The organism is Bradyrhizobium sp. PMVTL-01 (assembly GCF_051861855.1).
Taxonomy (GTDB): Bacteria; Pseudomonadota; Alphaproteobacteria; order Rhizobiales; family Xanthobacteraceae; genus Bradyrhizobium.
In genome coordinates this window covers 8,085,103-8,104,918 of record NZ_CP193982.1, presented here as the reverse complement: position 1 = coordinate 8,104,918, position 19,816 = coordinate 8,085,103, and the positions used below count along the sequence as shown (strand labels likewise).

The window sequence follows — 19,816 nt, the reverse complement described above, 5'->3', positions numbered from 1 at the left end:
CGGAATCGTCCGGACTTTATTATTCAATCCATTTTCACGAGTGTGATCCCAAGCCGCTCGAGTTTGTCCGCGGCAGACAGGAATGCAGCGTGAGCGATATCGATCAGATGGGAATTGTCGTCGATTGGGTGGATGCCTGCAGGAAGGGCGATCTTGCGATGTTGCTCGACCTCTATGCGGACGATGCGCTGGTCGAGTGCACGTGCAATGGCATGCAGCACTATCATCGCGGCAGGCGCGAGCTCGAAAGCTACTGGGGGTCGCGGCTCAGCGCCTATCTGGCGGCGGGTTTCGGACTGGAGGAGATCGAGCCGGCGCCGCATGGCGTCGATCTCGAATATTCCGTCGCGGGCGCACTGCGTATTCACGCCTCGTTTCGCTTCAGCCCGGAAGGCAAGATCTACAGCACGCAGTGCACGCCCTCGCGACAGAACGCCCACGACGGCTGCGCTTGCTGAAGCACGAGCACCAAGCGCGATGTCGATCATCCCGATCTCATCGCGCTTTGGCGTCACGGGGGCGCGTCTCGCGCCTTCTCCACCGGCAAGTGGCAGCGCACATAGGTTCGCTCATCCGCGCGCAACAATGACAACGAGCCGCTGAGCGCGCGCACGCGCTCATGCATGCCTGTCAGGCCGCGGCCGAACAAATTGCCCTCGGGAAATCCGCCGCCGTCGTCGGAGACCTCGATGACGAGCCCGTCGCCCACGATAGAGGCCTGCGCATCGGCATTGCTCGCTCCGGCATGGCGCAGCACGTTGGTCAGCGCCTCCTGGATCACGCGATAGACGGTCTGGGCGAGCGGCCCGTCGATGGCGTTGAGGCCGGGATCGATCCTGGCCGTGAGGCCGATATGCGGTGCCTGCTTGCGAAAGTTCCGAAGCAGCGTCTGCACGCTCGTCTCCAGCCCCAGTTCCTCGATGTAGAGCGGGCTCAGCCGGTCGAGGATGCGGCGGTTGGTCTGCTGCAGCGCCTCGACCGATTGCAGCACCTCCTCCGCCGAATTGCCGAGATTTCCTGCCGGTGGGGAGGCCTCCATCAGCGAGATCGTGCCGGCGCGGATGCTGAACAGCAGCGGGCCGAGCTCGTCGTGCAGCTCGCGGGCGAGATCGCGCCGCTCGTCGTCCTGGAGTGACACCAGGCGGTGCAACAGGTCGCGATTGTCCTGGCTCAGTTGTGCGAGCGTTGCGCCGAGAGCGTTGGCCGCCTCGCAGCTGCGCCGGATCTCCGGCGGGCCTCCGACCGGGATCGGCGTCGCGTAGTCGCCGCGCCGCATTCGCGTCAGTCCTTCGCCGAGATATTGCAGCGGACGCACCACCGATCCCGCGAAGACATAGGCGATGGTGCCGGTGAGCACCATCAGCACGACGACAAGGCTGGTCAGCGCGAGGAAGCCGACCCACTTCTCGAACAGATCGGCCGACAGGTCCGGCACGAACACGATGTCGCCGACGTGCCTGCCGTCAATGACCACCGGCGACGCAGCGTCGAGGTCCGGCACGGTCAAGAGGTTGAGAAACCACCGCGGAACCGCCTCAAGGTTGGCCAGGCCGTCCTTTACCGACGGGATGGGGCCCGCCTCCGCTGCGCGGAATTGGATATCGGAAGAGGTGTCCAGGGACTGGACAAAGGCCTGGAGCGTCTTCTGCGGATCGTCCGAGGCGCGCAGGGTGTTGTTGAGCGCGGCGGCGATCGTTTTGATCGAACGTCGAGCCGGCTCGTTCTCGTCGGCCAGTTGACCGGTTGCAAATATCTGCAGCAATATGCCGCTCAGGACCAGCGCCGCGAGAAAACCTGCGCCGAGCGGAAGAAACAGTTGCGTCCTGAAGGAAAGTCGTTGCCACATTAGGTCAATTCTAACGCGCATCGGCGTGATTTGCTCTTTCCATTTGTTCCCGCCGGTCTATGAGTCGCAAAACGAGAGAGCGCGCGATGCAAGATATTGCCAAACCGGCGACCCGAATTCTCATTGTCGACGACCACCCGGTGGTGCTGTCGGGCTGCCGTACCCTGTTTGCCTCCGACCATTCGATCCGGATCGAAGAGGCCACCGACGCCAAATCCGGGCACCGTGCCTATGTCAGCAAGCGGCCCGACGTCACCGTGATCGACATCAGCCTGCCCGATGTCTCCGGCTTCGAGCTGATGCGACGCATACGCAAAGACGATCCCGAGGCCAAGATCATCATGTTCAGCATGAACGACGATCCGGCCTTCGTGGTGCGGGCCGTCGAGCTTGGGGCCCAAGGCTATGTCTCCAAGGGCGACGATCCCCGGATCCTGCTGAAAGCGGTCCGCAAGGTGGTCGCGGGCGACAATTTCATCTCGCCCCAGCTCGCGGAGGCCGTGACCTTCTCGGGCGCCGCGATCAAGGCCAATCCGGCCTCGCAAATGACGCCGCGGGAGCTGGAGATCCTCCGCCTGCTCGGTCGCGGGGACAAGATCGTCGAGGTCGCCGAGGCGCTCGGCATCTCCTACAAGACCGTCGCCAACACCACCTCGTTGCTCAAGCAGAAGCTTGGCGCCAAGAACCATTCCGACCTGATCCGGATCGCCGTGGAGATCGGGATGGGCTGACCTGCCGCCGGCGACCGAACCGGCTGCTCCAGGATGCAGCGGTTCGGCCGACGGATCGGCGCCTCCACCGGCCGGGCAATGCATGGCCGGCGGCTGACGCCGTCCGCCGACACAATGGGCCGAAGCGATGTTGGTTCCTGCCTGGATCGGAGCTTCAGGAAAGACCGGCAAAATACCTTCTGATCTGGTCGCGGCGGGAGTAGCGGTATTGGCGCGCACCGGGAGAAATAGGAACATTTGCCGGGATGCGCCGTTTTGCGCTTGACGAGTTCGTGACAGGCGACGAAAGCTTGCACCAACAGTTTTAGCGGGCAGGCGTCCCGGACGAGCCAAACCGGTCTGCACATATCAACGACAGACCTTCCAAGAGAGGGCTGCGGCACGGCCGCAGCCCTTTTCGTTTGAATGGCCCGGGCGGGAAGCGGTTTGCCGATGCCGCAAAACACTTTATGGTGGCGCGAAGCCTCTGGCAGTTGGCAAGTAATTTCTTAAAATCAAAGGCTTACGGATCTGGCTCAGGCTCGGCCGGCCTTTGGAGGGCAGTTTGACTCGTTATATCTCGACCCGGGGCGAGGCCCCTGAACTCGGCTTCTGCGACGTGATGCTGACCGGGCTTGCGCGTGACGGCGGCCTCTATGTCCCGGCGACGTGGCCCCAGCTCCCGGCCGAGACCATCGCCGGCTTCTTCGGCCGCCCCTATTGGGAGGTCGCGGTCGACGTGATCCGTCCCTTCGCCGCCGGCGAGATCTCCGATGCCGAGCTCGGCCGCATGGCGAACGAGGCCTATGCCACCTTCCGCCATCCCGCCGTGGTGCCGCTGCGCCAGATGTCGCCGCACCAGTTCGTGCTGGAGCTGTTCCACGGTCCGACGCTGGCCTTCAAGGACGTGGCGATGCAGCTCATCTCGCGGCTGATGGACCATGTGCTCGAAAAGCGCGGCCAGCGCACCACCATCGTGGTTGCCACCTCCGGCGATACCGGCGGCGCCGCGGTCGAAGCCTTCGCCGGCCTCGAGAACGTCGACCTCATCGTGCTGTTTCCGTACGGCCGCATCTCCGAGGTGCAGCAGCGGATGATGACGACGACGGGCGCGGCCAACGTCCATGCGCTCGCCATCGAAGGTACCTTCGACGACTGCCAGGCGCTCGTGAAGAGCATGTTCAACAACCATCGCTTTCGCGATGCGACCTCGCTCTCCGGGGTCAACTCCATCAACTGGGCACGCATCGTCGCCCAGGTGGTCTACTACTTCACCTCCGCCGTCGCCGTCGGTGCGCCGGCGCGTGCGGTGGACTTCGTGGTGCCGACCGGCAATTTCGGCGACATCTTCGCCGGCTATGTCGCCAAGCGCATGGGCCTGCCGGTGCGCACCCTGCGCATCGCCGCGAACGTCAACGACATCCTGGCGCGCACGCTGAAGACCGGCATCTACGAGGTGCGCGAGGTGCACGCCACGGCGTCGCCGTCGATGGACATCCAGATCTCCTCGAATTTCGAGCGGCTGCTGTTCGAGGCCGGCCGGCGCGATGCGGCCGGCGTGCGCCGCCTGATGGATGCGCTGAAGCAGTCCGGGCGCTTCGTGCTGCCTGACGCGACGCTGGCCGCGATCCGCGAGGAGTTCGACGCCGGGCGGGCCGACGAGACCGAGACTGCCGCTGCGATCCGCGCCGCCTGGCGCGAGGCGGGCGAGCTGGTCGACCCCCATACCGCGGTGGCGCTCGCCGTTGCCGACCGCGACACCACCGACACCCGGGTGCCGAGCATCGTGCTCTCCACCGCCCATCCGGCCAAATTCCCCGATGCGGTCGGAGCGGCCTGCGGCCAGCGGCCGCAACTGCCGGCCTGGCTCGACGGTCTCATGACCAAATCCGAACACATGAAGGTGATGAAGAACGATCAGGCCGAGGTCGAGCGGTTCGTGCTGTCGGTCAGCCGCGCCGCAAAGCAGGGAGTTGCCGGATGAGCGTCGAGATTTCCAAGCTTGCGTCCGGCCTCACCGTCGTCACCGACAAGATGCCTCATCTGGAGACAGCCGCGCTCGGCGTCTGGGCCGGCGTCGGCGGACGCGACGAGAAGCCCAACGAGCACGGCATCTCGCATCTCTTGGAGCACATGGCGTTCAAGGGCACGACCAGGCGCTCCTCGCGCGAGATCGTCGAGGAGATCGAGGCGGTCGGCGGCGACCTCAATGCCGGCACCTCGACCGAGACCACGTCCTATTATGCGCGGGTGCTGAAGGCCGACGTGCCGCTCGCGCTCGACGTGCTCGCCGACATCCTGGCCAATCCCGCCTTCGAGCCGGACGAGCTGGAGCGCGAGAAGAACGTCATCGTGCAGGAGATCGGCGCGGCGCAGGACACGCCCGACGACGTCGTGTTCGAGCATCTCAACGAGCTTTGCTATCCCGACCAGCCGATGGGGCGTTCGCTGCTCGGCACGGCGAAGACGCTGCGCAGCTTCAACCGCGACATGCTGCGCGGCTATCTCTCGACGCATTATCGCGGTCCCGACATGGTGGTGGCGGCCGCCGGCGCGGTCGATCACGCCAAGGTGGTCGCCGAGGTCGAGGAGCGCTTTGCGAGTTTCGAGGCGACGCCGGGCCCGAAGCCGCAACCCGCCCAGTTCGGCAAGGGCGGCGCCAAGGTGGTGCATCGCGAGCTCGAGCAGGCGCACCTGACGCTGGCGCTGGAAGGCGTGCCGCAGAACGACTTGTCGCTTTTTTCGCTTCAAGTTTTCACCAACGTCCTCGGCGGCGGAATGTCGTCGCGGCTGTTCCAGGAGGTGCGCGAGAAGCGTGGCCTCTGCTATTCGATCTACTCGTTCCACGCGCCCTATACCGACACCGGCTTCTTCGGCCTCTACACCGGTACCGATCCGGCCGACGCGCCGGAGATGATGGAGGTCGTGGTCGACATCATGAACGATTCGGTGGAGACCCTGACGGAGGCCGAGATCGCGCGCGCCAAGGCTCAGATGAAGGCAGGGCTCCTGATGGCACTGGAGAGCTGCTCGTCCCGCGCCGAGCAGCTCGCCCGGCACGTGCTCGCCTATGGCCGGCCGCAGACGGTGCAGGAACTCGTGGCCCGGATCGACGACGTCAGCGTCGAATCGACACGGGACGCGGCGCGCGCGCTGCTTTCGCGCAGCCGCCCTGCAGTTGTCGCATTGGGCAGCGGCAGGGGTCTGGACACGGCGGTATCTTTTGCGGAAGGATTGACTCGGGCGCGCGCCAAGGCGCGGCTGCATTAGGAGCCGCGCGAGGAAGCCCCCGCCCCGGGAAGCATCACCATGGCCCTCTTTCGCCTGCCGTCCAGTGGACCCGCCGCGCTCGCTCCGCGCGGCAACGGTCTGTTGCTGCGCGCGCCGCAGATGTCCGACTTCCTGCAGTGGGCGCATTTGCGCGAGACCAGCCGCGACTATCTCACGCCCTGGGAGCCGATCTGGCCGTCGGACGATCTGACCCGCTCCGGCTTTCGCCGCCGCCTGCGCCGCTATTCCGAGGACATCGCGGCGGACCGCTCCTATCCGTTCCTGATCTTCCGTGAGCTCGACGGCGCCATGGTTGGCGGCATCACGCTCGCCAATGTCCGGCGCGGCATCGTGCAGGCCGGCACCATCGGCTATTGGATCGGCCAGCCCCATGCCCATCGCGGCTACATGACGGCCGCGTTGCGCGTGCTGCTGCCGACGTTGTTCGGTGAGCTCAATCTGCATCGGGTCGAGGCCGCCTGCATCCCCACCAACGCGCCGTCGATCCGGGTGCTGGAGAAGTGCGGCTTCTCCCGCGAGGGCCTCGCTCGCCGCTATCTCTGCATCAACGGGGTCTGGCAGGACCACCTGCTGTTCGGCCTGCTGCACGAGGATTTCCGCGGCTGAGCCGCCCGATTCGTGCGGCGCAAATCCCCTTTTGCCGCCTTGGGTTCGCCGATTTTGGCGATATAACCCGCAAGGCCGGCCGGTCGGCCGAACATTGTTTATGGAGTATGGGCGTCGATGGTGAAGGAGCTTCGGTCTTCGCGGACTACGTTGCGGCAGGGGACGGCGGTCGCGCTGGCGTTGTCGGTTGCGCTCGCCTCCGTCTCGCCGGTGGCGGCCCAGTCGTTGAGCGACCGCTTCAAGAGCCTGTTCGGGGGCAAGTCCGACGAGCCGGCCCAGCCCAAGCCGGCGCCCGCGCCCGGCCAGCCCGCGGCCGACGACGACGTCGATTGCCCGCAGGTCACGGTGCGCGCCGGAGCCTCCACCTATGCGGTCGGCGCCGGCGGCAAGCCGGCCGCCGGCAATGACGTGCGCTTCCAGGCCACGATCACCAAGATGGCGCGCGAGTGCATCCGCAGCGGCGGCGACATCACGGCCCGGATCGGTATCCAGGGCCGCGTCATCGCCGGTCCTGCGGGTGCTCCGTCATCGGTCGAGGTTCCCCTGCGCGTCGCAGTAGTGCAGGGCGGCGTTGGCGAGAAGGTGATCGCCTCCAAGGCCTACCGGACCACGGTCGAGATGTCGGAGGGCGGCAGCGTGCCCTTCACCATGGTCGTCGAAGATCTGGTCTATCCGGTGCCGTCAGCTGCGGTCGCCGATACCTACATCTTCTACGTCGGCTTCGACCCGCAGGCGCTCACGCCCGAGCCGAAGGGCCGCAAGAAGAAGTAGGGGCGAATTCGGCTCTGTAAGGCGCGTGCGGCCTACGCGAAATAGCGCGCCAGGATCCCGCGATACACCTTCGTCAGCTTTTCCAGATCCGTGACCGGCACCCGCTCGTCGACCTGGTGCATGGTCTGGCCGACCAGGCCGAATTCGATCACCGGGCAATAGCTCGAGATGAAGCGCGCGTCCGACGTGCCGCCCGAGGTCGACAGCTCGGGCTTGCGTCCCGTCACCTCCTCGATGGCGGACACCGCGAGATCGGTGAAAGGGCCGGGCTTGGTCACGAATACATTCGAGTTCGACGGCTCCCAGACGATGCGGGCCTTGATGCGGTTGCCGCAGGCCTTGGCGAAGCGCGCCTCGATCAGCTCGCGCAGGGATGCCTGGGTGTGGTTGTCGTTGTACCGGATGTTGAACTTTGCGCGGGCCTCGCCGGGGATGACGTTGGAGGCCTTGTTGCCGACGTCCACTGACGTGAATTCGAGATTGGAGGCCTGGAACTGCGCGCTGCCATGGTCGAGCGGCTCGTCGGAGATCGCCACGATCAGGCGCGAGATATCCGGCACCGGATTGGAGGCGCGGTGCGGATAGGCGACGTGGCCCTGCACACCTTCGACGACGAGCGTGCCGGATTGCGAGCCGCGGCGGCCGACCTTGATGGTGTCGCCGAGCGTCTCGACATTGGAGGGCTCGCCCAGCACGCAATGATCGAATTTCTCGCCGCGCTCCGCGGCCCACTTCAAGAGCTTGATGGTGCCGTTGATGGAGACGTCTTCCTCGTCGCCGGTGATCAGGAACGAGATCGAGCCCGCGCCGTCTGCCCGCGGCTTGCCGCCATTCGCCGCGAGATGCTCCAGCACCGCCGCGACGGAGCAGGCGATGCCGCCCTTCATGTCGACCGCGCCGCGCCCGTGCAGCACGCCGTCCTTCACCTCGCCGGAGAATGCGCCGACGCTCCAGGCGCTCTCGTCGCCCGGCGGTACCACATCGGTGTGGCCGGCAAAGGTGATGTGCGGTCCCTCGGTGCCGATGCGCGCATAGAGATTGTCGACGTCGGCGGTGCCTTCCTCGCTGAAGGTCACGCGGTGGCAGGTGAAGCCGGCGGCGCCGAGGGCTTTTTCAAGCACCCCCAGCGCGCCGGCGTCTTCAGGGGTTACCGAGGGGCAGCGGATGAGATCGCGGGCTATCGAGAGAGCATCGGTCATGCGCCCCGCTTAACATGCATGCCGCCGGGTGGGCTAGCACTGGGCGGGACAATTTCGATCTCGCGGCTCTGGTCCCAGCTTGTCGCAGCGGGGGCGGTCGATCTCGAACTGTCCTCGATCTCGAGAAGCGGATCCGGGCCGAACCGGTTGTGCCCCGAACTGCCGGGCCGGCAGAACATGTCGACGAAGCCCCACAGCCACAGGATGGAGAAGGGCAGGCTGATCGAAGGCATCCAGCTGAACTTGGGCAGCACGTCCGCGAACTGGCTGAACAGGCCGGGCAGGAAGAAGAACGGAACGATCCACCAGCCCCTCCTGTCGCGATCGTGCAGCCGCTTGATCGCCGTCGCGAGATAGATCCAGAAGAACAGCGCCATGCCGGATGTCTTGAGGATCGCGGTCGCAAGATCGGTGGACGACAGCGAGTGGGAGGCGCGGGGATCGACCAGCTTGAAGAGGTCGTCGAGACCGAAGTCGAAATCGAGCTCGATGCCGAGCTTCAGGGTGGATCGCCCAGCGAGGATTCCGATGAGCTGACCGGCGATCTCCAGCAAGCCCGCCAGCAGCGCGACGATCAGCAACGCCTGCCACAGCAGTGCGCGGTTGATACGGCCGTCGAAGCGGAAGAGATACCAGATCCAGTCCATGCCAGGGGCTCCGGGCGGCGGGAGCCGCCGGAAATTGGTCGCGATCGACCGAGGGAGGGTTCGATAGGCGCCGCGAGAGCCTCTTTCACCTCTCCCCGCTTGCGGGGAGAGGTCGGATGCGAAGCAATCCGGGTGAGGGGGTACAGGTCTCGCGGCAATCGCCTCCGCGGAGGGGGGCCCCTCACCCCAACCCTCTCAGAGCAAAGCTCGTCGCGGCCCCGTAAGAACGGGGAGAGGGGTGAGGAGAGAGTCTTAATCCCGCAGCAGCTCGTTGATGCTGGTCTTCGAGCGCGTGCGCTCGTCGACGCGCTTGACGATCACGGCGCAGGCGGTGCTGGGGCCGATCTGGCCGTTCTTCATCGGCTTGCCGGGCAGCGCTCCGGGCACCACCACCGAATATTCCGGCACCTCGCCCATGAAGACCTCGCCGGTCTCGCGGTCGACGATCTTGGTCGATGCGCCCAGGAACACGCCCATCGCCAGCACCGCACCCCTGCGCACGATCACGCCTTCGGCGACTTCCGAGCGCGCGCCGATGAAGCAGTCGTCCTCGATGATGACGGGCTCGGCCTGCAGCGGCTCGAGCACGCCGCCGATGCCGGCGCCGCCGGAGATGTGCACGCGCTTGCCGATTTGCGCGCAGGAGCCGACGGTGGCCCAGGTGTCGACCATGGTGCTCTCATCGACATAGGCGCCGAGATTGACGAAGGAGGGCATCAGCACGACGTTCTTGGCGATGAAGGCCGAGCGGCGCACCACCGCGCCCGGCACCGCGCGAAAACCGGCATCGCGAAAGCGGTTCGGGCCCCAGCCCTCGAACTTCGAGGGCACCTTGTCCCACCAGCTCGCCTTGCCGGGACCGCCAGGAATGACGTCCATGTCGTTGAGGCGGAACGACAGCAGCACGGCCTTCTTCAGCCACTGATTGACCTTCCACGTGCCGTCCGCACCGCGCTCGGCAACGCGCGCCTCGCCCTTGTCCAGGGTCTCCAGCGCCTGGTCCACGGCCTCGCGCACCTCGCCCTTGGTCGTGGTCGAGATGCCGTCACGGGCGTCGAAGGCGCTGTTGATGGTGGACTCCAGGGCGGACAGGGACATCGGGATTTCCTCTTCAGATCGGGAATTTTGATGGGATTGGGCGCTTTTTCGGGATTTGGAGGGGCGGTGTCAAGGCTACGGCGTCGTCCTTCCGACGGCTGTTATCGTGGCGACAATTTCGCCAGGAAACCCGCCAGATCGTCCGTGACATGGTCGACATGGGCCGCATCCCGGCCCTCCAACTCCCAATCCTCGCGCACCACCTCTTTCGTGCCATCAGGCACCACCAGCACGGTGGTCATGCCGAGCTCGTGGGGAACGGTGAGGTTGCGGGCGAGGTCCTCGAACATGGCGGCGCGTGTCGGATCGACCGCATGGTCCACGAGGAATTTCCGGTAGGTCTGCTCCGCCGGCTTCGGCTCGAATTCGGCGGCGATGATGTCGAACACGCCATCGAAATGGCCGGCGAAGCCGAGCCGCGCCAGCACCGCATCGACATGGTCGACCGAGCCGTTGGTCAGGATCAGCTTGCGGCCCGGCAGCCTTGCGATGGCCTCGCCGAGCTGCGGGTTCGGCTCCAGCGGCGAGTGATCGATCTTGTGGACGTAAGCGAGGTAGTCGTCGGCGTGGACGCCATGCAGGGTCATCATGCCGCGCATGGTGGTGCCGAAGCGGCGGTAATAGTCCTTCTGGATGTTGCGCGCTTCCGCCGGCGTGACGTTCAGCCAGTTGCACACGAATTCTCCGATCCGCGCATCGACCTGCTGCCACAGATTGACGTGATGCGGATAGAGCGTGTTGTCGAGGTCGAACACCCAGGTGTCGACGTGGGAGAAGGGGCGGGGGGAGGTCATCAAAACTCTATCAATCACGGCACCGCAAACCGCAGCGTCTTGCCGCCGCTCGACATGTCCACCGCGCCGAAGCCCGCCGCCGCAAATCCGCGCGCGGCGCAATCGGTCTGCTCAACCGTCTCGAACTTGGTCTCGCGCGTGCAGAGCTGCTTGTCGCCGCCCCAGTTCAGCGGCCTGTCCTTCTGCTTGATCGTGCGGTTGTCGGCATCGACCGCTTCGGCGAAGCTGAAGATCTGCTTCGGCTGGCCGCTCACGTCGGGATGCAGGCACTTGCCGGGATCGATGCGGTACCAGCCGCGGCTGGTCACGGACTTGCCGTCGTCGGTGGCGATCGCCGCCATCACCTTGTGCGGCGTGTCGTTGCACCAGGTCAGCCCGCTTGCCGACGGCGTCTGGGTCGCATCGACCATGATCTTGAAGAAATTTTGCGACGACACCGTGTCGGAGGACAGCCCGCGGCTCTTCAGGAATGCGGCGAGGGCTGCCTGCGTCTTCGGCCCGTCGACGCCGTCGATGGCGCCGACGTCGTAACCGATGATCACCAGCAGCCGCTGGATGCCGGCGAGCCGCGCCTGCTCGTCGTCATATTCGGAATCCTCGGCGAGATAGCTGACGAGATTGCCGTCGTCGCCTCGCGTCGGCGTCACCTGGGTGAAGGGAACCTGCGTCTGCCCGCTGCGGCACTGTCGCGCGGCGGCGATGACGAAATTGTCCTGCGCAACGCACAGCATGTCGTTGCCGTTCTGCGGGATCGGGGAGGCGCCGTAGATGCCGAGCGCGCGAGCATTGAGCAAAATGCGGTCGGCGGTCAGCGTGCCCTGCACCACCACGCGGCAGGTGGCGGGATCGATCCTGAACCAGCCGCGCGTCGCGGTCGCCGCCTTGTCGTCGATGCCGATCGCGGCCTCCACGACATAGGACATGCGGTTGCAGATCTTGAGGTCGGCGAACGCCGGCGCGGAGGAGAAGAAGAACGAGACGGCGGCCGCAGGCAGCGTCATCAGGAAACGGCTGAGGGCGGAACGGCAATGCCTCGGCTCTCTCCGCCCGACCATGACGGCGTCTCTCGTCTTCTCGCCCCTCACTTGTGGATCAGTGTCCCCGTGCCCTGGTTGGTGAACAGCTCGAGCAGCACCGCGTGCTGCATCTTGCCGTCGATGATGACGACGCCCTCGACGCCCTGTTCGAGCGCGTAGATGCAAGTCTCGACCTTCGGGATCATGCCGCCGGAGATGGTGCCGTCGGCGATCAGTTTGCGCGCGTCCTTGACCGAGAGCTGCGGGATCAGCTTCTTCGACTTGTCGAGCACGCCGGGCACGTCGGTGAGCAGCAACAGGCGTTTTGCTTTCAGCGCGCCCGCAACCGCACCGGCAAAGGTGTCGGCGTTGATGTTCAGCGTCTGGCCGTCCTTGGAGGTAGCGAGCGGTGCCAGCACCGGGATCAGCTCGTAGCCGATCAGCTGGTTGAGCAGCGTGAGATCGACCTTCTCGGGGTCGCCGACGAAGCCGAGATCGACCGCCTTCTCGATATGCGAACCCGGATCGACGATGCTGCGCGTCGTCTTCGTCGCCTTCACCATGTTGCCGTCCTTGCCGGACAAGCCGACGGCCTTGCCGCCGGCCTCGTTGATGTAGCCGACGATCTGCTTGTTGACCGAGCCGGCGAGCACCATCTCGACGATCTCGATGGTGGCGGCGTCGGTGATGCGCAGGCCAGCGGCGAACTCCGAGACGATGCCGAGACGCTTGAGCATGGTCGCGATCTGCGGTCCGCCGCCATGCACCACCACGGGGTTGATCGCGGTCTGCTCCAGCAGCACGATGTCGCGGGCAAAGTTCTTCGCGGTCTCCTCGTCGCCCATGGCATGGCCGCCATATTTGATGACGATGGTTTCCTCGTCATACTGCTGCATGTGCGGCAGCGCTTCGGACAGGATGCGGGCCTGGTCGAGCGGGGAGATGTCGGTCATGTCGCGGTCTCGCTGGCGGATCGGTCGGCGCGTTCTATCCGATTGGCGGGCGGGCGCAAAGCGATGTTCTTCCCCTCTCCCCTTGTGGGCCGCAAGGGGAGAAGGAAGAAGGCACCTACTTCCTCGCCACCACGGCCGCGAGCGTCACCGCCAGCCAGCTCGCAATCATCACCGTCCCGCCGGTCGGCGCCGCCATGGGAAACAGCGAGTGCCCCGCATATTGCCGCAAGGTGAGATCGCCGGCGAACAGCGCGGCGCCGATCACAAAGCCGGACGCCGCGATGAGGCCAATTCCGCCGTGCAGAACGCCGCGCGTGAGCAAACCAATCACCGCAAGCATGGCAGTTGCATGAAACAGCAGCATGGCGCTGGCGGAGGCGAGGCGACTCGCGTCCGCGCCATGGGCGGAGGCCGCGGCGAGTGCGACGCCGGCGGCGCCCATCAAGCCGGTAAGCCCGATCAGGAGGCGGTGCGCCACCATTACTTGCTCCGCTCTTCCAGCAGCTTCGCCATCGCGGCCCGCAGCTCGGCCATGCCGGTCGAGCTACGCGAGGAGGTGGCGAGCACGTTCGGGAACGCGGCCGGATGTTTTGCCAATGCCGCCTCGGTCTCGGCGATGCGCGATTGCAGCTCGGAGGCCTTCACCTGGTCGGCCTTGGTGAGCACGATCTGGTAGCTGACGGCGGAGCGGTCGAGCGTCTTCAGGATCTCGAGATCGACGTCCTTCAGCCCATGCCGCGCGTCGATCAGCACGTAGACGCGCGCGAGGCTGGCGCGGCCCAGCAGGAATGTGTGGATCAGCTCGGTCCAGGACGCGACCTGGCTCTTCGGTGCCTTGGCATAGCCATAGCCCGGCATGTCAACGAGGCGCAGGTCCTTCTTGCCGGGGACCTCGAAGAAGATCAGCTCCTGGGTGCGGCCCGGCGTATGCGAGGTGCGCGCCAGCGCGTTGCGTCCCGTGAGCGCGTTGATCAAGCTGGACTTGCCGACATTGGAACGGCCGGCAAAGGCGATCTCGAGCCCCTCCATCGGCGGCAGTGTCTGGATCGACGGCGAGGCCCAGATGAACTGCCAGTCGCGTGCGAACAGCTTGCGCCCGGCCTCGATCAGCTTCGCATCTTTGTCGTCGGTCATGCGAAGCTCGCTGTTTCCCCGCGTCATTGCGAGCGACTTGTCCGCCGTAGCTCGAAGAGCGAAGGCGGAAGCGAAGCACTCCAGACTTTCTCCGCGGAAACGGTCTGGATTGCTTCGTCGCTTCGCTCCTCGCAATGACGATTACGTCGCCTTCTTCGCGAACGTCGCCTTGAGATTGTCGAATAGCTCCACCTTCACGCCGTTGCGGCGCATGATGAAGCTCTGCTGGATCACCGAGAGCAGATTGTTCCAGGCCCAGTAGATCACGAGGCCCGCCGGGAAGCCCGCCAGCATGAACGTGAAGATCAGCGGCATCCAGTTGAAGATGATCTGCTGCGTCGGATCCGGCGGCGTCGGGTTCAGCTTCATCTGGAACCACATCGTGATGCCCATGATGATCGGCCAGATGCCGAGCGCGAGGTAATGGCCGAACACCGGAATCGTGGTCGGATCGAACGGGATCAGCCCGAACAGGTTGAAGAGGTTGGTCGGATCCGGCGCGGAGAGATCCTTGATCCAGCCGTAGAACGGCGCGTGCCGCATCTCGATGGTGACGAACAGCACCTTGTAGAGCGAGAAGAACACCGGGATCTGGATCACCACGGGAAGACAGCCGGCGACCGGGTTGATCTTCTCCTTGCGGTAGATCTCCATCATCTCCTGCTGCTGCTTCACCTTGTCGTCGGGATAGCGCTCCTTTAGCGCCTGCAGCTGCGGCTGGATCGACTTCATCTTCGCCATCGAGGCGTAGGACTTGTTCGCCAGCGGGAAGAACAGCAGCTTCACGATCACGGTCACGAGCAGGATCGAGATGCCGAAATTGCCGAAGAAGCGGTAGAAGAAGTCGAGGCCGAGGAACATCGGCTTGGTGATGAAGTAGAACCAGCCCCAGTCGATCAACAGATCGAAATGGTTGAGGCCGAGCGCCTTGTTGTAGCCGCCGAGGCCGGCGAACGGGAACACGCCGACAACGCCGGCTTCCTTGGCGCCCGCGAACAGCCGCGCGTTCGCGGTCGCGGTGCCGCCGATCGCGACGGTGACGGGGTCGAGCAGATAGTCGGTCTGGTAGGTGTGGAGATTGCCGGTCGGGTTCGACGAGAAGCGCGCCTGCAGCTGCGCATTGGTGTCGGGCAGCAGCGCCGAGGCCCAGTACTTGTCAGTGATGCCGAGCCAGCCATTGGTGACCTTGAAGTCCACCTTCTTGGCTTCGTCGATCTTCTTGTAGGCGTATTCCTGCAGGCCCTGGTCGCCGAGATAGCCGATCAGGCCTTCATGCAGGATGTAGTAGCCCGAGACCTGCGGCGCGCCGTGGCGCGAGATCAACGCGAACGGATAGAGCGTGACCGGCGCGTTGCCGACATTGCTCACCTCGTCCTTGATGGTGAAGAGATAGTGGTCGTCGACCGAGATGGTGCGGCGGAAGGTGAGGCCGTCGCCATTGTCCCATTTCAGCACCACCGGGCTCGTCGGCGTCAGGCTGCCGCTGCCCTCCTGCTGCCAGACGGTCTGGGCATCCGGCATCTTCGCCGTCACGCCCGTCGCGGCCACCCAGCCGAACTCGGCGTAATAGGGCTCCGCCGTGCCGGAAGGCGAATAGAGGATGATCGGCGGCGACTTCGGATCGACCGTTTCGCGGAATTGCACCAGCGCGATGTCGTCGATGCGGCCGCCCTTCAGCGAGATGCTGCCGGCGATCCGCGGCGTGTCGATCTTGACGCGCGGGCTGGCCGCGATCGCGGCATCGCGGGAAACGACCGGCTGGGCCTGCTGGCTCGCGCCCGGCGTCGACGGCTGCGCGGCGCTGCCGGCTTGCGGTGCGCTGCCCGGCGTCGCGGTCGCGGTCGGCTGCGGCGTCGTCTTCTGCAACTCGGCCTGCGCCTGCTGCTGAGCGCGCTGCTTCTCCATCTGCGGCACGTTGTAGAAATATTGCCAGGCGATCAGGACGAGGCCCGACAGAATGACGGCGAGGATGGTATTGCGATTGTCGGTCATCTCTAATGTCTCGTCATCAATCCGGTTTGCGGCTGGCAGAAGCAGCGCCCGGCTTTTCGCCGCGCCGCTTCGCAGGTCCCTTGTGAGACTCCTTGGCCGTATGCCGCGCGGGCTTCGTGAACGCTATGCGCAGATCGTCGAGCATGGTGGCGAAGTCGCGCGAGAGCGCGTCCCTCCGGCCGACCAGTACATAGTCATGATGGGGCTGCATCGACACCGGATCGAGCCGCTTCACCAATTCGCGAAGCCGGCGCCGGATGCGATTGCGCTCGGGGGCGTTGCCGTTCTTTTTGGTGACGGTGAAACCGATCCGGATCGGGCCAGGATCGTCGCGGCGACGGCTTTGCAGGACGAACGCGGGACTATTCACCCGCGCGCCATTGGCAACGGCGAGGAAATCCGCCCGCTGCCTCAGCCGATCCATGATGAAATCCCAAAAGGGGGTCCGGCTCAGGCGCTCAGACGCTTGCGGCCGCGGGCGCGGCGGGCGGCGAGAACCTTGCGGCCGCCGGCAGTGGCGAGGCGGGCACGGAAGCCGTGACGGCGCTTGCGCACCAGTTTGCTGGGTTGATAAGTCCGCTTCACGGGTTTTTCTCCGCTGACCGGGCAATTTGCCTGTAGAATTGATGGTAAAGTCCGGAAGATGCGGCCCAAAACGGGCCCTTTTCGGCCCCAAGAGAGCCGCTCCCGGCGTCACACCGGGTCATCGCGGACAATTCGCGCGGCTTATAAGGGAGCGCCTTGTTTTCGTCAACGCCGCACAAGCGCACGATTCCGGTGAATATCGCTGTTTGTGCGGGGTTTTTAACCCGTGAGGTAGCGACTGGCCAGATCAGCACCTACATCCCACCTCGGCATATTAGCGATCCGTAATTTGACCGGGCCGGGGGCGGGCCGCATCCTTCATCCGCCAGATCGTTCACCGGGCAAGTCAGCGAGGGCGAATTTCGTGGCAGAGACTGACCTCCAGCCGATCCAGGATACGGATCAGCAGGACCCGCGCGCGGCGCGGCCGCGCGGGCCTGCCGGGCTTGGGCTGTCGGGCAAGCTGCTGCTGCTGACCGTCCCCCTCGTGATGATCGCCGCGATCCTGCTCTACGTGCCCGCCATCGCCAACTTCTGGGTCAACCGGCTCAACGACCGCGTCGCGGCCGCCAACACGGCAGCGCTGGTGCTCGATGCCGCGCCGCTCGGCATGGTCCCCGATTCGCTCTCGCGCGAGATCCTGAAGAGCATCAATGCCCGCGCCGTCGCCATCAAGATGGGGCAGCAGCGCCGGCTGCTCGCCAGCGACAATCTGCCTGCGACGATCGGGCATGACGTCGACCTGCGCGACATGACGGTGTGGGAGGCGATCACCGGCTCCTTCCAGATGATGCTGGAGACCGGCAACCAGCCGATCCGCATCGTTGGCCCAGGCGTCGGCAACGCCCAGTTCGTCGAGATCGTGACCGACGAATTGCCGCTGCGGCAGTCGATGTACCGCTTCTCCCGCAACGTCGTCGTGGTCGCGCTGATCATCGGGGTGCTTACCGCGGGCCTCGTCTATCTCGCGCTTCATTATCTCTTCGTGCGGCCGATGCGGCGGCTGACCGCGAGCCTGGTCGGCTTCCACGAGAACCCGGAAAGCTCGGCGGGAATCATCGTGCCGAGCCAGCGCAGCGACGAGATCGGCGTCGCCGAGCGCGAATTGTCGGACATGCAGCGCGACCTGATGTCGATGCTGAATCAGAAGAGCCGGCTCGCCGCCCTCGGCCTCGCGGTATCCAAGATCAACCACGATCTGCGTAACCTGCTGGCGTCGGCCCAGCTTTTGTCGGACCAGCTCGCCAGCGTGCCCGACCCGCGGGTGCAGCGCTTTGCGCCAAAGCTCGTGCGCTCGCTCGAGCGCGCCATCGCCTTCTGCCAGTCGACGCTGTCCTATGGCCGCGCCCAGGAGGCCGCGCCCGACCGCCGCATGATCCTGATCGAGCCGGTGGTGCTGGAGGTGCGCGAGACCGCGGGCCTTGCCAACGATGCCTCGATCGCCTGGGTCGCCGCCATCGAGCGCGGCCTCGCGGTCGATGCCGATCCCGACCAGCTGTTCCGCGTGCTCCTCAACCTCGTCCGCAACGCCGCCCAGGCGCTGGAAAGCCACGCCTCCGGCGATGGCGGACCGCAGCAGATCCGGATCACCGGAAAGCGCGAGGGCGCCGTCGCCATCCTGGAGGTCTCCGACACGGGCCCCGGCGTGCCCCCGAAGACCCGGGAGCACCTGTTCGAGGCCTTCCAGACCTCCGGCCGCCCCGGCGGCAGCGGCCTCGGCCTTGCGATCGCGGCCGAGCTCGTCCGCGCCCATGGCGGCGACATCCACCTCGTCGAAGGCACCATCGGTGCCACCTTCCGGATCGTCATTCCCGACCGTCCCGTGGAACTTCTCTCCATCCGCAACGAGCGGCAAAGGGCGTAAGTCGGCCAGCGGCCGACTGAGCGGCATTTCCGCGGCCGTGCGCACCCATCTATCCGTCATTCCGGGGCGCGACGAAGTCGCGAGCTATGTTGCGCGCCATCCCGGAATGACGCCCAGGAAGGTGGAAATACGCGAAAATCTCCCTATCCCGGACCTTGCCAATCGGGGCAAGAGCGGTTAGTCAGAGCGCTCTTTCGCACCCCTCCGGCGCTGTCCGGAGGCTGCGTGCGGGCTCAAGCCCGCACTATCAGCGAAAAACGCGCCCGTAGCTCAGCTGGATAGAGCATCAGACTACGAATCTGAGGGTCGGACGTTCGAATCGTTCCGGGCGCGCCATTTAACATATTGCTATGCAACGCCTTTTCCTTTCGTCGGCTTTCGCGGTGAGCCCGTCTTGGTCGTGAGGATCAGCGGCGAGATGCGCTCCGTGCCGTCGAGCATGCGGCGCAGAGCGGTGGTGCAGGGATTTGGATTAGGGGCCGAGCTTGCTGCCACGGCGGCTCTTGCCCTGGCGGAGGCTGATGGTGGCGCCGTCATAAGCAGACCATGGCATCCGCAGAAGGTCACCCTCGCGTTGCCCGGTGTGCAGCCCGAGGATTAAGGCTTGCTGCATCTCGAGCGTAGCAACCTTCATGAAGGCCGAGATGTGATCCGGCAGCCAAATGATCTCCGATCGGTCGACAATGGCCCCACGTCCTGACCGGTAGTTTCCCGGGCTGTCTCGTTACGTTGGTTTTAATAATTCCGACGAACGATAGTCCTCATGCTTCGACCCCCCGACCATCAAGCAGAAGCTCTCGCTGCAATGAGAAAAGCTCTGGCAGCGACGTGCCCCCTGGAGCGCGAAAAGTGGCTGCGGATCGCATTGGCCTGGAACGACTTAGCGAACCCACGCGATCGTAAGGGCGCGGCGTGACTTCGCCCCGAGCCGGCCTTTTGCCGATCCAGAGGCCGCCGCGCGCAAGTTGCTAGAGCTGGCCGCCGGCATCGAGCCGGTCCACGACGGCCGTATCCACATCGCGAAGATCAACGGGCCATTCCTTTCGAAGGAGGGCTGCAAGGCGGCCGGCGCAGAGTTCGGTGCCGGCATCAGGTTCGCGGTTGAGCGCGGCTGGCCCGAGCTGCATGAGAGCGGAACCTATGTGAAGCTGCTGAAGCCCGGCGAAGATCTGCTCAAATAAGGAACCAGGGAAGCGACATTTCATCGTCCTCGGCTGGCTTACCGCCCGGGCCGGCGGAGCGGCCCCGGCCGATACACCCCTGAGAAGTCGGGGCCGTCTCTCTGCCCCCAAAGCACCTCCAGCGGGGGC

The 19,816-nt window shown here is 65.3% G+C and carries 20 protein-coding genes and 1 tRNA gene; 9 read left to right on the top strand and 12 right to left on the bottom strand.

Annotated elements, in window-relative coordinates; genetic code table 11:
* Window positions 1-89 precede the first annotated feature (89 nt).
* Window positions 90-458, top strand: a complete 369-nt coding sequence (locus ACRQ5Q_RS39060; RefSeq protein WP_439371572.1) for a nuclear transport factor 2 family protein — start codon at window positions 90-92, stop codon at window positions 456-458.
* A gap of 53 nt (window positions 459-511) precedes the next feature.
* On the opposite strand, the gene ACRQ5Q_RS39055 is transcribed toward ACRQ5Q_RS39060, so the two are convergent.
* Complete coding sequence (locus tag ACRQ5Q_RS39055) at window positions 512-1,846, bottom strand: histidine kinase (protein WP_439395111.1); 1,335 nt, start codon at window positions 1,844-1,846, stop codon at window positions 512-514.
* 86 nt (window positions 1,847-1,932) lie between these two features.
* Here ACRQ5Q_RS39055 and ACRQ5Q_RS39050 point away from each other — a divergent pair, with 86 nt between their 5' ends.
* From ACRQ5Q_RS39050 to ACRQ5Q_RS39030, 5 genes are all read left to right on the top strand, one after another.
* A complete protein-coding gene (locus ACRQ5Q_RS39050; protein WP_439371570.1) occupies window positions 1,933-2,577 on the top strand; it encodes a response regulator transcription factor in 645 nt (214 codons plus the stop codon).
* Window positions 2,578-3,121: 544 nt separating this feature from the next.
* Window positions 3,122-4,540: a threonine synthase gene (gene thrC, locus ACRQ5Q_RS39045; RefSeq protein ID WP_439395109.1), complete on the top strand. Its 1,419-nt coding sequence runs from the start codon at window positions 3,122-3,124 to the stop codon at window positions 4,538-4,540.
* A complete protein-coding gene (locus tag ACRQ5Q_RS39040) occupies window positions 4,537-5,826 on the top strand; it encodes a M16 family metallopeptidase (protein WP_439395107.1) in 1,290 nt (429 codons plus the stop codon). The genes thrC and ACRQ5Q_RS39040 overlap by 4 nt, the downstream gene beginning before the upstream one ends.
* Before the next feature lie 39 nt (window positions 5,827-5,865).
* Entirely contained in the window at window positions 5,866-6,453 is a 588-nt protein-coding gene (locus ACRQ5Q_RS39035; protein ID WP_100177964.1) for a GNAT family N-acetyltransferase, read from the top strand.
* A gap of 117 nt (window positions 6,454-6,570) precedes the next feature.
* Window positions 6,571-7,224 carry a hypothetical protein gene (locus tag ACRQ5Q_RS39030; RefSeq protein ID WP_439371567.1) on the top strand — a complete coding sequence of 218 codons (654 nt, stop codon included), beginning with the start codon at window positions 6,571-6,573 and terminating at the stop codon, window positions 7,222-7,224.
* A gap of 32 nt (window positions 7,225-7,256) precedes the next feature.
* Here ACRQ5Q_RS39030 and dapE read toward each other — a convergent pair whose 3' ends face one another.
* The 11 genes from dapE to rpmH all read right to left on the bottom strand — a co-directional run bounded on the left by dapE (window position 7,257) and on the right by rpmH (window position 16,642).
* Window positions 7,257-8,423: a succinyl-diaminopimelate desuccinylase gene (dapE, locus tag ACRQ5Q_RS39025; protein ID WP_439395105.1), complete on the bottom strand. Its 1,167-nt coding sequence runs from the start codon at window positions 8,421-8,423 to the stop codon at window positions 7,257-7,259.
* Window positions 8,420-9,070 carry a DUF805 domain-containing protein gene (locus tag ACRQ5Q_RS39020; protein WP_439395103.1) on the bottom strand — a complete coding sequence of 217 codons (651 nt, stop codon included), beginning with the start codon at window positions 9,068-9,070 and terminating at the stop codon, window positions 8,420-8,422. The genes dapE and ACRQ5Q_RS39020 overlap by 4 nt, the downstream gene beginning before the upstream one ends.
* Window positions 9,071-9,322: 252 nt before the next feature.
* Entirely contained in the window at window positions 9,323-10,168 is an 846-nt protein-coding gene (gene dapD, locus ACRQ5Q_RS39015) for a 2,3,4,5-tetrahydropyridine-2,6-dicarboxylate N-succinyltransferase (RefSeq protein WP_439395101.1), read from the bottom strand.
* Between the two features lie 101 nt (window positions 10,169-10,269).
* Window positions 10,270-10,962 carry a pyrimidine 5'-nucleotidase gene (locus tag ACRQ5Q_RS39010; RefSeq protein ID WP_439371563.1) on the bottom strand — a complete coding sequence of 231 codons (693 nt, stop codon included), beginning with the start codon at window positions 10,960-10,962 and terminating at the stop codon, window positions 10,270-10,272.
* A gap of 14 nt (window positions 10,963-10,976) precedes the next feature.
* Window positions 10,977-11,963: a DUF1036 domain-containing protein gene (locus ACRQ5Q_RS39005; RefSeq protein WP_439375740.1), complete on the bottom strand. Its 987-nt coding sequence runs from the start codon at window positions 11,961-11,963 to the stop codon at window positions 10,977-10,979.
* Between the two features lie 80 nt (window positions 11,964-12,043).
* A complete protein-coding gene (gene argB, locus ACRQ5Q_RS39000) occupies window positions 12,044-12,931 on the bottom strand; it encodes an acetylglutamate kinase (protein ID WP_439371562.1) in 888 nt (295 codons plus the stop codon).
* Between the two features lie 115 nt (window positions 12,932-13,046).
* On the bottom strand, window positions 13,047-13,412 hold the full coding sequence (locus ACRQ5Q_RS38995) for a DUF423 domain-containing protein (RefSeq protein WP_439371561.1): 366 nt from the start codon (window positions 13,410-13,412) through the stop codon (window positions 13,047-13,049).
* Window positions 13,412-14,065 carry a ribosome biogenesis GTP-binding protein YihA/YsxC gene (gene yihA, locus ACRQ5Q_RS38990; protein WP_211413002.1) on the bottom strand — a complete coding sequence of 218 codons (654 nt, stop codon included), beginning with the start codon at window positions 14,063-14,065 and terminating at the stop codon, window positions 13,412-13,414. The genes ACRQ5Q_RS38995 and yihA overlap by 1 nt, the downstream gene beginning before the upstream one ends.
* A 141-nt stretch (window positions 14,066-14,206) precedes the next feature.
* Complete coding sequence (yidC, locus tag ACRQ5Q_RS38985) at window positions 14,207-16,057, bottom strand: membrane protein insertase YidC (RefSeq protein ID WP_439371560.1); 1,851 nt, start codon at window positions 16,055-16,057, stop codon at window positions 14,207-14,209.
* A gap of 16 nt (window positions 16,058-16,073) precedes the next feature.
* On the bottom strand, window positions 16,074-16,481 hold the full coding sequence (rnpA, locus tag ACRQ5Q_RS38980; protein WP_439395099.1) for a ribonuclease P protein component: 408 nt from the start codon (window positions 16,479-16,481) through the stop codon (window positions 16,074-16,076).
* Between the two features lie 26 nt (window positions 16,482-16,507).
* Window positions 16,508-16,642 (bottom strand): 50S ribosomal protein L34, encoded by a 135-nt coding sequence (gene rpmH, locus ACRQ5Q_RS38975; RefSeq protein ID WP_008542748.1) that lies wholly within the window; start codon window positions 16,640-16,642, stop codon window positions 16,508-16,510.
* Window positions 16,643-17,006: 364 nt separating this feature from the next.
* On the opposite strand from rpmH, the gene ACRQ5Q_RS38970 reads away from it, so the two are divergent.
* The 3 genes from ACRQ5Q_RS38970 to ACRQ5Q_RS38960 all read left to right on the top strand — a co-directional run bounded on the left by ACRQ5Q_RS38970 (window position 17,007) and on the right by ACRQ5Q_RS38960 (window position 19,687).
* Window positions 17,007-18,506 carry a sensor histidine kinase gene (locus tag ACRQ5Q_RS38970; RefSeq protein ID WP_439371558.1) on the top strand — a complete coding sequence of 500 codons (1,500 nt, stop codon included), beginning with the start codon at window positions 17,007-17,009 and terminating at the stop codon, window positions 18,504-18,506.
* Window positions 18,507-18,765: 259 nt separating this feature from the next.
* Window positions 18,766-18,842: transfer RNA gene (locus tag ACRQ5Q_RS38965), tRNA-Arg, on the top strand.
* A 629-nt stretch (window positions 18,843-19,471) separates the two neighbouring features.
* Window positions 19,472-19,687 carry a hypothetical protein gene (locus ACRQ5Q_RS38960; protein WP_439371556.1) on the top strand — a complete coding sequence of 72 codons (216 nt, stop codon included), beginning with the start codon at window positions 19,472-19,474 and terminating at the stop codon, window positions 19,685-19,687.
* The last annotated feature ends 129 nt before the right edge of the window (window positions 19,688-19,816 follow it).